Annotated in this window: 6 protein-coding genes and 1 pseudogene; 6 read left to right on the plus strand and 1 reads right to left on the minus strand. The window is 65.3% G+C overall.

Going from position 1 to position 8,958, the window contains the following annotated elements; all coding sequences use genetic code 11:
- The first annotated feature begins 9 nt into the window (after positions 1 to 9).
- The 5 genes and pseudogenes from ACZ6KY_RS40915 to ACZ6KY_RS40935 all read left to right on the plus strand — a co-directional run bounded on the left by ACZ6KY_RS40915 (position 10) and on the right by ACZ6KY_RS40935 (position 8,005).
- A complete protein-coding gene (locus ACZ6KY_RS40915; RefSeq protein ID WP_469315331.1) occupies positions 10 to 4,803 on the plus strand; it encodes a CHAT domain-containing protein in 4,794 nt (1,597 codons plus the stop codon).
- On the plus strand, positions 4,800 to 5,450 hold the full coding sequence (locus ACZ6KY_RS40920) for a DUF6338 family protein (protein ID WP_469315332.1): 651 nt from the start codon (positions 4,800 to 4,802) through the stop codon (positions 5,448 to 5,450). The genes ACZ6KY_RS40915 and ACZ6KY_RS40920 overlap by 4 nt, the downstream gene beginning before the upstream one ends.
- Positions 5,451 to 5,875: 425 nt before the next feature.
- Positions 5,876 to 6,043: pseudogene (locus ACZ6KY_RS40925) on the plus strand (helix-turn-helix domain-containing protein); the annotation flags it as partial.
- A 298-nt stretch (positions 6,044 to 6,341) separates the two neighbouring features.
- Positions 6,342 to 6,950 (plus strand): transposase, encoded by a 609-nt coding sequence (locus ACZ6KY_RS40930; RefSeq protein WP_469315336.1) that lies wholly within the window; start codon positions 6,342 to 6,344, stop codon positions 6,948 to 6,950.
- 156 nt (positions 6,951 to 7,106) lie between these two features.
- Positions 7,107 to 8,005, plus strand: a protein-coding gene (locus tag ACZ6KY_RS40935) for an IS5 family transposase (protein ID WP_469315335.1) whose coding sequence is annotated in 2 segments (ribosomal slippage) — positions 7,107 to 7,455 and positions 7,455 to 8,005 — 900 coding nt in all. Because the reading frame shifts where the segments join, the coding sequence is not laid out codon by codon here.
- On the opposite strand, the gene ACZ6KY_RS40940 is transcribed toward ACZ6KY_RS40935, so the two are convergent.
- Complete coding sequence (locus ACZ6KY_RS40940; RefSeq protein WP_469315333.1) at positions 8,002 to 8,484, minus strand: hypothetical protein; 483 nt, start codon at positions 8,482 to 8,484, stop codon at positions 8,002 to 8,004. The genes ACZ6KY_RS40935 and ACZ6KY_RS40940 overlap by 4 nt on opposite strands.
- Before the next feature lie 133 nt (positions 8,485 to 8,617).
- Here ACZ6KY_RS40940 and ACZ6KY_RS40945 point away from each other — a divergent pair.
- Positions 8,618 to 8,958 (plus strand): transposase (locus ACZ6KY_RS40945; RefSeq protein WP_469315334.1); only part of this gene is annotated, 341 nt, incomplete at its 3' end.

Below are 8,958 nucleotides of genomic sequence, written 5' to 3' on the forward strand. Positions count from 1 at the left end.
GCTGCATATATGGGGGTTCCCGCGCGGCTGCGCATCCGCGTCGACGAGGTGGCATTCGAGCACTGTGGCGTGATGGCCCGGCACCGACCAGGCAGGGAACGGGGCCAGATCGACGCGGAGTTGCGTGCGGTGACGAAAGCGCGGCGCTGGGCGGGCGGCACAGCAGCGACCGAGGAGGCGGTCGAACAATACGTGGCAGCCCTCGACCGGCTCGGCAGACGACTGGGAGAACTCTTCCTGACTGGAGACGCCGGTGCCGCCCTCGGTGCGGCGCTGCGGGCAGGGGTAGTGCTGCGGCTCGCGGTCGAGGTCGACGACCCTGACCTTGCCGGCCTGCCATGGGAGATGACGGTACCGCCAGGGGAGTTGAAGCCGTTCGCGCTCGACGGGCGAGTACAGGTGTTCCGCGCGTTGCCGGCCCGGCATCAGGTGGTGGCGGTGCCGACTGCCGGGCCCCTGCGGATCCTCGCCGTCGTCGCCAGCCCTGAACTCGGCGGCGAGAAGCGGTTGGACTACGAGGCCGAGGTCGACCGACTGCTGTCCGCGACCGACCCCGCGGTGCACGGTGGTCAGGGAGTAGAGTTTGGGATAGAGGAGTGGGGTTCCCTCGCGGCGATCGAAGCGAGGTTGCGTACTGGAACGTTCCATGTCCTGCACGTGACGGCTCACGCCGCACCCGGGTTGTTGGTGCTAGAGGACGACGAGGGTTACCCCGATTACGTATCCACCGCCTGCTTCGCCGCCTCTTTGCTGTCCTCGGGCCGCGTACCACCCCTCGTCGTACTTTCGGCATGCTCTACGGGGTTGGGCATGCAGGCCGGTAGCGAGGACTCAGATGAGTTCAGGGGGATGGCCAGGGAATTGATCCGGCACGGGGTTTCGACCGTCCTGGCTATGACCGCTTCGGTAAGTGATCTTTATGCGACCGAACTCGCCAGCTCGTTCTACCAGTTGCTCGCCGCAGACCCCGCCGTCGATCCTCTGACGGCATTCACCCGGGCCCGCCAGGACCTGGAACAGGCAAGGGAGCAGGCCGGGCAGACGGCACCGGGCCGGGCGCAGGTGGAATGGTGGGTGCCGACACTGTTCGCCCGTGCAGATCCCGGTCGCCTGTACATGCCCGCCGAGCGGCCGGTCCCGCAGCGAACGGCCCGTATCCCCTTCGTCGGTCGACGCGCCAACCTCCGTACGTTGGGGCGAGTCCTGGAGTCACAGGAGCCGCACGTAATGCTGCACGGTCTCGGCGGCAGCGGGGTGCGCAGCCTGGCCAATGCACTCGCCGAACGGTTCCCCGGAGCACCGCAGATTGTCCGTGTCCGCTGTGACAGAGGTGTCGGCGGTGTCCTTGACTGCATCGCTGATGCGTTGCATCTGGCGCCATGGCTAGGCGTCGGCTCTTGGTTCCGTTACCTCGACACGATCTGGCTGGCGATGCAACAAGGCCCGGTGCTGCTGCTCGCTCATATGCCCGACGCCGCACTCCTGCCACCGGGGGCGCCTGGCGAGGCCGACTGGCTACTCGCCGACGAGCAACTCGCCTGGTTCTTCAGTGCCTGGACCCAGCTCACGCCAACGACGCCGCTGGTGCTCACCACCCGGCGGCGGTTCGCGCTTCCCGGTACCCCTCGAATGCATCGGCATCAAGTCGGACCTCTTCACCCCGTCGAGGCGCGCCTGCTCGCCCGACGGTTGTCCACCCTGAATGCTGACGCGCAGACCCAAATACTGCAGGCGGTCGGCGGGCATCCGGGCATTTACCAGCGGATCGCAATGCGGGCCAGTCAGGGGCTGCTGTCGGTGTCGTCCGGGAATGGCACGGTGGATCGACTCATTGAGTCTGCCATCGACGAGGCAGCGGATGCTGCCGACCTGCCCCATCTCCTCATGGACGCTGACTGGCGACTGCTGCTAGATGTAGCGGTGTTCAGGAAGCCGGTCGGAGCCAATGCATTCGAGGCACTGGACTCCGTTGTACCTCTCGACAGCGCCCTGGACCGCCTCTGCGCAGCGGGCCTGGTCGCCAGGGCGGACGACCGCTATTACGTTGACCACTGGGTCGCTGGTCTCCTGCTACGGATGTGGCCGGCCAATGCCACCGACGCGCACCTGCGTGCCGCAGCCTACTGGCGACGTGACGACGAGCCCGGCAGCCCGGTCGCCGCACTGCTGCAGGCGCGCCACCACCTGAAGGAGGCCGGCGAACTGCGTGTTGCTCTGCTGGTCAACGACCAGGTATGCCGGGTGATGGCGGACCTTGGCTGGTGGTCGGATGCGCACTTCCTCTACAAGGAGGCGCGCGGCTGGGCCCGCTCGAGACCTGCGGACGCGGCCCGCATCGAGCGGGGCATCGGGGACCTTTGCGTCCTAGCGGGCGATGACACAGAGGCGCAGCGGTACTTTGACTTGGCCCTCATCACGTTCCGCCGGGTCGGTGATGAGGCCGAGATCCTTGGGACCTTGCGGCGGCTCCGCCTCCTCGCCATCCGTAACGGAGATAAGAGTGAAGGTCAGAAACTGCTCGGCCAGGAGCGGGACCGCGGCAAAGCGCTCGGCGCGACACACGGCATAGCCGACACCTACCGGTACCTCGGTCTTGCCGACCTGCAGCAGGAGAACTACACAGAGGCCGAGGCACAACTACGCCGAGCCCTCGCGCGCTATGAGGACGAAAAGGACCATCGGTCCTCCTGCTTGGTGCACATCGACATCGGGGACCTATACCGTGCGCGCAACCTGGCGTACGAGGCCAACGCCGCCTATGGGAAAGCCCTGTCGATCGCGGGAGCCCATCCGACGGCCGCGTTCGCAGCTGCAGGTATTTTTCAGCGCTTGGGTAGTCTCGCAGCAGACAATTGGCAGATTGATGACGCTGAGCGGCACTACGCCAGAGCCCTGGAGCTCCAAAGGGACAACTACGACATGCCCGGCCAGGCCCGCACCCACCTGATGATGGCGAACTCCTACGCGCACATTGGAAGATGGGATACCGCAGTGCCTGCTTTTATCGACGCGATTGACATCGCCGAGGAAATAAATGACGATCAGACTCAGGTAGAGGGGCTGGCTAAACTCGCAAGCCTCTACGCATGGGATAGCAAGTACGCCGATGCGATGAACGCTGCAGTCCTGGCCTTCAAGGTCGCTCGTCGGAGCGCTGCACCGTACGCCATCGAAGAATCGCTGGAAGTACTCAATAAGATCCGTGGAGAAATCGGCGCACACGATTTCGGCGAAAGGCTGAAGGCGGCCACCGATGCCGCCACGCTGAAGCAACTGCGTAGGTGGCTTCCACGAAATCGCAGAATGTACGACCCGTCACAGCATGATGTGACCGTGCGAAAGCTGTTGGCCCACGCCGCGATGTCGGAGCGGAAAAAGCCCCGACGACTCCTCGAAAAAACTCAGCGCTACTTCGCCGTACTCTCGTGGCCGATGTTCGGGCTCGCTGTGCTGACCGCTGTCGGGATTCTCATGACAGGTTCGATACTGCGCCATACTGGCTTGCCGGAAACACTGAGGGCGTTGCTGTTCATGGGCCTGGCGGGCGCCGAAATCGCCGGAGCGGCGCACTGGGCTACCGCACTCCGGCGCCTGCATTCGGTACCCAATTGGTTCCTCGTCACGGTTGAACACCCCGTCGCGCCACTAGCCGGGTTGGTCACTTGGCTCAGCGGGCTGGCAAGCCTCGAGGCGGGGCTGTCAACGATGCCCAACGTGCTGATGCCCCTGCTATACCCCCAGTGGCAATGGCCGACCTTGGACTGGCACCGGTTGCCGCCGATGCGAGGCGGAGGCCTTCAACTTGGTTTCGCCGAATTTGCGCAACTCGGCGGATGCGCAATGCTCGTGTGCCTGGCATTCATATCGTGCGCCGCCCTCGGCGCGCGACTGCGGACCGGTCAGCCCACCAACTGGGCAGCCCACCTTCGTCCAGCGAGCCTGCGCTGGGCGTTTCGCAGCTTTTGGTTCGACGCCACACTGAGGAGGGTGGCGGACGACCGACGACGCCAGCACACCCCGGAAAATCTGCTGGAGTGGAGGCGACTGATCATCCAGTTAGGGGCGAAGGCACATCGTTCCGGACTGACTTCCAAGGCCGTCGACGCTCTCGTCGTGGCGTACGACCTCGACCGGCATGCCAGTAAGTGGTCAACGGTACGGGAAACCGTCCACGAACTGGCAGCCCGTATGGTCGAGAGCACGGAGACGGTGATGGGCGCTGCGCCAACCATCGAGGTGCTCAATCGGCTTGAAGAGGCCATCGAACGCGAGCCCGTGCGAGGCCGGGCCGCGCTCGCCGCGTACTGCACCCATCTGTCCATGACGGGGCTGACCCGCCGGGACCTCGATCCCCATCACGTGCGTCACATGCTGGAGATGGGGAAACGTGCTACGAGGCTCTACTCCGAACTGCTCCCGACCAACGTCAGATCGTTCCGGCCTTTCGCTGCGATTGCCTTGGCCGATGCCGCCGATGTCATCAATGCTGCGGGGGCTGCGGGCGGTGCGATCGAGTGCCTGCGTGACGCGATCACCACGCTTCGCGAGCATGGCTCGGACGTCTCTTGGTGGAGGACGGACCTAGTGCGCCTCCAAGTCCAACTCGCCCGCAGTCTCATCGCGCTGCACCGGACGGGCGAAGGCACCAGCATCGTCCACGAGATGCTCGCCGATATCGATCAGAACTTCCCCGGGCCCGGTGAGCAACTGCCTGTCGACCTCGGTACTGCGGTCAACGAGTTGCGCCACTGGGCCGACGGGCTCGACAGCGCGAATCGAGCGTCCGACGAAGGACCCCGATGACCATCCCCACGACCGCGTACGCCGTGGCCATCTTCCTGGTGCTGGTCCTGCCCGGCATCGTCTACGGCGTAGTCCGGGCGACCGTCTCCGGTAGCCGCCCCCACGACCTCAGCTGGACGCCCCGGGTCCTGCAGGCGATCCTTGTCAGCATCCTCCTCGACATCGTGTACCTGCTGGCGCTCGGTAACATGGCGATCAGCTGGGTCAACGGAGGCACTGACACCCTGCGGGCCCAGCCTCGCCTCGCAGCTCTCACCATTCTCTGTCTTGGCCTGCTCGTACCAGCAGTGCTGGCCTATCTCCGGCACGGAGAGCCACACTGGCGTCAGGCGAGTGTGATGGGCTGGTTCTCGATCCGGGTCCCGACTCGAAGCACCACGAACTCGCCCGTGCCGACGGCGTGGGACCAGGTCGCTGGCCGACTGGAAGGCCGATGGGTGCGGATCAGGCTCGGCGACGGAACATGGGTCGGCGGCTGGTTCGCCACCAAATCGTTCGTCAGTACCTACCCCGAGCCACGAGACATCTTTATCGAGGACCAGCACCACATCGCCTCGGACGGCACGATCGGCGAGCAGGTGAATGCGACTGCTGGGGTTTGGGTGTCACTCAAGGAGGGTGACATCGTCGAATGGCTGCACCCCTAATCCCTCCCCGACAACGAGGAAAAGCTGCGATGCGAAGTATCTGGCCCTTCCGCCGCCGCAAGCGTGTTGAGCGCGAATTCGGCGACGTTCGAGACCTAGAGGACACCCGTACCGTGACCGCCCGGATCGCACCACCAAAGCCTGCCAGCCCACCGTCCGGGCGCTCAGGGACCAGTACGGCATCCGACGACACTCCGGCGCCGGACCCGGGCTGAGGCAGCCCAGTCTGTCCTCGATGGCTAGTGCTGGATTCCTCTTTCGTTGGATATATGTCCTGGTGGCGGGGTAGTTGAGGGTGCTCGGGGGCGGGTGCTGGGCGATGGTTTTACGGGCACGGCCGGGGCCGTGACGAGGACGAGCGGAGGGTCGTTCGCCGGTTGTCGCGGGCACGGAAGGCGCCGCGCGATGCAGTGATGCGGGCCCGGATGATTGAGCTGAGCTGGTCGGGGCTGCGGGTGCCGGCGATCAGCGTGGAGCTGGGCTTCAGCCAGAAAACGGTCCGCTGTTGGCTGCACCGCTTCAACCGCTTGGGCGTGCAAGGACTGAATGATCTGGGTGGGCAGGGCCGCAAGCGACGGATCACCGAAGCGGAACGATCTCGGATCATCTTCCTGGTCAGGACCGTGCCGCCGGGGCGGCTGAGGTGGGAGCCCGTCGGGGAGCTGTGGGCCTCGATGAGTCCGGACCGGCCGAGTGGACGCTGGATTCCCTGGCCGCGGCAGCACGGGCCGAAGGCATCGTGGTGGGCCGCTCACAGGTCAGACGCATCCTTCTCGCCGAGGGTGTCCGCTGGCGCCGCACCCGGTCCTGGATGCGGTCAAAGGACCCGGACTTCGTCCCAAAAGGACAAGGATCATCGGCCTCTACACCCACCCGCCCGACGGTGCGACGGTGCTCTGCGCCGACGAGCTGGGACCGGTGATCCCCCGAACCTTCCCGCCCGCACCCGCCTGGTCACCCGACTGGCACCGGATCAAGGCGGAACTCGACTACAGCCGCGGACCGGAGAAAACCTGGATCTACGGCGGCCTGCGACCCGCCGACGGCCAGGCTGTCACCATGACCGCTTCCTCCCGCAACAGCGTCTTCTACCAGCAGTTCCTGCAACAGGTCGAGGACGCCAACCCGGACGGGGAAATCTGGATCGTCACCGACAACCTGTCCAGCCGCAACAGTCTGTCCACCCCGACCTGGCTCGAGGACCATCCCCGCATCCACTACGCATTCATCCGTCGGCGCATGCCGGCTCAACCTGCAGGAAGGCTGGTGGCGCATCTTCCGAAAGGCCGCCCTCGCCAGCCGGTCATTCGCCAACCCCGACGACATCGAATACGCCACTACTCTTGCGACCAACCAGCTCAACTCCCGGGCCAACCCCTGGATCTGGGGCAGACGCACGCCGCCAACCCGCCTACTACGGCGCCGATATGTGTACGTCGTTTGAGGAATCCAGCATTAGGGTGCTCTCGGGGTTCTCCCCGATTCCGCAGGGCTGCCTGACACGTCCACGGGTCGCGAGTGGCTCGCGCTCTGCGAGGACTTCAGCAAAGAGCTCGTCACAACGATGCAGTGAGCCTTTCCATCATCGGTCTGAGCTCGCCAGATGCAGGGTCAGGACGGCCTGGACAAGGCTAGGCCGTGTCTGATAATGATCTTGTGACGGGTCGAGGCGAGCTGACGGATACGGCGTGGGAGCGGATAGAGCCGCTCCTTCCGGGCGCAGACGGGTGTGGGCGCCCATGGCGGGATCACCGGCAGGTCGTCAATGGGGTGCTCTGGCGACTGCGGACGGGTGCGCCGTGGCGTGATCTGCCGGAGCGGTATGGGCCGTGGCAGACGGTCTATGAGCGGTTCGCCCGCTGGGATGCGGACGGCACCTGGGCGAAGTTGCTGGAGCACGTTCAGGTCCGTGATGACGCGGTGGGCACGGTGGAGTGGACGGTTTCGGTGGACTCCACGATCAACCGCGCCCATCAACATGCGGCCGGCGCCCGCAAAAAGGGGAGGCCGACGGGGACAAACTGGAAAATCCGGAACGCTCGGCGGCACGGCAGGCCCTCGGTCGGTCCCGGGGCGGGCTGACCACCAAGGTTCACCTGGCGGTCGACGGTCGCGGCCTGCCGCTGTCGCTCGTGCTCACACCCGGCAACGTCAACGACTCCACCGTGTTCGAGGCGGTACTCGACGCTGTCCGTGTCCCGCGGTCCGGGCGGGGACGGCCACGCACCCGCCCGGACCGGGTCCTGGCGGACAAGGCCTATTCGTCCCGGGCGATCCGCGCCTGGTGCAGGCGTCATGGCATCGCCGTTACGATCCCTGAACGCTCTGACCAGGTCGCCAACCGGCTGCGTCGAGGCTCCCAGGGCGGCCGGCCACCCGCCTTCGACGCGGAAGCGTACAAGCACCGCAACGTTGTCGAGAGGTGCTTCAATCGGCTCAAGCAGTTCCGCGCGGTAGCGACCCGGTTCGACAAGCTCGCGGACCGCTACCAGGCCGGACTCCGCCTTGCCTCGCTGATCCTATGGCTCCGTGAGCCCGGGTCGGCAGGCGCTTAGCGTCCGGATACCAGGACGGTGAGCACACCAGATGGGATCCCCAGCAGATCCAGTCGGGACAGAAGTGCCGCTTCCTGTTCCTGCGTGACCTCAATCCACAGGGCGGTTCCCGAGTCGCTGGCACTGAAGACCTGCCGACCGTCCCGCCAGCCTTCGGCGTTGATCGTGTAAGGAGCCAAGTCCGACAGCACTTCGAACTGCCCGTCGTCTCGGACATCAATGTCGATGCCCATCCCAAGATCGGAGCGCCTGGAGCGGTTACCGCGCACGACCTCCTCCCGAGCCAATGACAAGGCACGCTCATACGAGTCCAGGACCTCGGGCGGCCAGAAGTCACCGCTGTAGGCGTCGATGTGGGCTGCGTCGATGCTCGAACGCAGCACATGAAGTGCTTCGCGATGGACACGCACAACGTCCGCCCAGCGAACGCCTTCCACGAGTACAAGCTCGCGGACCAGGGCACCATCCTGACTGATCACATGCTGGACCTTCTCACAGGCAGCCAGCGGACTCCACAAAGAGAAGCCGCCGCAGCGTGATCATTATCAGACACGGCCTAGTAGGACTCCGTTAGGTCTTTCGGTCGAGGCTGATCACGAGCATGTTGGATGTGTGGACGCACATGAAGTGAACCGTGTTCGGGCGATGTTGGCGTTGTATGTGGCTGATGTGTTCGCGTCGGTGCCGCGGAAGGACCAGCGGGCCAAGGGCGACTGCTATCTGCGCGGACTGATGCTGGACGGACGTCGCAAGTCGATCCAGGCCATGGCCTCGCGATTACCGGACGGCAACGAGCAGAACCTGCAGCAGTTCGTGAACCAGTCCACCTGGGATCCCGTGCCGGTGCAGCGCCGGATCGTCGAGCGGATGCTGCCGCTCATCGGTCCGGCAGCGTGGGTGATCGACGATGTGTCGGTGCCCAAGGACGGCCGGATGTCGGCCGGGGTGGCTCC

This window comes from Streptomyces sp. NPDC042002, from assembly GCF_055588305.1.

Bases quoted from the DNA above. Each gene is read 5' to 3' on its own strand.
- ACZ6KY_RS40915 (WP_469315331.1), top strand. From the start codon at position 10: ATGGGGGTTCCCGCGCGGCTGCGCATCCGCGTCGACGAGGTGGCATTC.
- ACZ6KY_RS40920 (WP_469315332.1), top strand. From the start codon at position 4,800: ATGACCATCCCCACGACCGCGTACGCCGTGGCCATCTTCCTGGTGCTG.